At 60.0% G+C, this 1,755-nt stretch carries 1 protein-coding gene; it reads right to left on the minus strand.

The features are described from left to right. Positions 1 to 79 precede the first annotated feature (79 nt). Entirely contained in the window at positions 80 to 1,666 is a 1,587-nt protein-coding gene (locus NW838_RS15640) for an ArnT family glycosyltransferase (protein WP_414428354.1), read from the minus strand. Positions 1,667 to 1,755: the final 89 nt, after the last annotated feature.

The raw sequence follows: 1,755 nt of genomic DNA on the forward strand, positions 1-1,755 counted from the left end.
CGAACGCTTGGCTGCAATGCTGATGCGCTGGTTCGACAGACATCGCCCCCTCTAGCTTTGCCCAGGATGTCCTCTGCTGTTATTGCAGGCGGGAATAAGGGCGGGGATAGGGCTTGCGCATCTGTCGAGCCAGGTACACCTGAAAGGTTTGCGCCACCGCCCCTGCCCGCACCAGGGGAACCTCGGCCACAGGCTCGATTTGGGCAAAGTAGTCGCCATAGGTGGCTGGGATCCCTGCCCTCGGCTGGAACAACTTGGAAGTGATGAGCAGCCCATCCTGCCCCAGCCAATCCTGCGGCTGCGACCAAAAGGCAAAGCCCCGCAAATCTGCATCCAGGCAGGTCAGAGGCTTGTCCGTCAGCGGAGCCAGGGCCATGGCGATCTGACCGCCCAAAAAATAGACATTGGTAAAAACGAACTCTGCCTCCTCAAGGGCTTGAGCCAGGCGGGGATCCGTCCGAAACCGCTGCCGCAACTGCTCAATTTCAATGAGCTGAGTAGAGGGATCCTGCTCCACGGGCCACAGGCCCAGCCCGCCAGGAGCCTGCAGCAGGCCATAGCGCACATGGGCCAGCCCCACCCCCACCACCAAACTCACCATCACTGCCGTCCCCACTAAGGTTCGCTTCGCTCCCGGCCACCGTTCCCAGAAGGATCCCAGCAGCAGCGTCAGCACCCAAAACCCCGGCATGGGCCAGGTGGGCAAGATGGGCCGGTAGCCTCCCATCAAGGTAAAGGCCAACACCAGCGGTAATCCACAGGCCAGGATCAAAAGGTGCTTGAGCTCTTCATCCGTCAGCCGCATCCCGCGGAGAATCTGCAGGGCCACCCGACCCGTCCCTGCCAAACTCGCCCACCACAAAGGGATCCCCAAGCTGGGGAACAGGTAAAAGATTTCAGAAAGGATCGTCAGCCCCAGCGCTTGCAGTTGATACCCTGCCTCCGGCACCGCCCGCCCCGCCTGAAAGTGAAAGGAGACCCAATCCTGCTGGGCGTTCCAGATCAGCACCGGGCTGAAGGCCAGCACAAAACCCAGCACCGCCAGCACCGTCCAGCCCGACCTCAAGGCACAGCGATGAACTGGGCTGAGCAGACAAAAGAGTACCAGGCCGAACCCCAAAGCCAAGCCGTGGTACTTCCCCAAGCAGGCCAGCCCCACCAAGAGACCTATGAGCGCTAGCCTAGGCCCTGGCCGATAGCGAGCCGCCCCATAGACTCCCAATTTCCCCTGCCCCAAAGGAGCCGGAAAAAACTCCTGAGCGGCCACCCACAAGGTTGCTGCCGTAAAAAAGATCAGCGGGCTATCCGGCAAGGTCAGCACCCCAAACCCAATCCAAAGGATCGGCGCGATGCTGATGGCCGCCAAGCTGATCAGTCCTGCCTGATCAGAGAAAAGGCGTGCTCCGGTGTAGTAAAGGAGTAGGGAAGAGCCAGAATAGAGCAGCAGGGATCCCAGTCGAATAGAAAAAGCCGACACCTGACCGGTCAAGGCAGGCCCCAAGCCCGTTGTCCAGGCCACCAGCGGCGGATGGTCAAAATAGCTCCAATCCAGATGGCGGGTGTAGAGGTAGTAGTAGGCTTCGTCAAAGCCCGGCGGCAAAAGGGCAGCCACCAGGCCCCGCATGAACAAGCCCAACCCCAGGATTAGCCAAACCGCTCTAGGCAATGGAGGGGATCCCTATGGGCAGATGGACAGATCTAACTTACCTTGAATACCTCTCGGGGCTACGTCCCTCTAGCACTATGACTTTGTTT

This window comes from Synechococcus sp. R55.2 (genome assembly GCF_047462075.1).
Classification (GTDB): domain Bacteria; phylum Cyanobacteriota; class Cyanobacteriia; order Thermostichales; family Thermostichaceae; genus Thermostichus.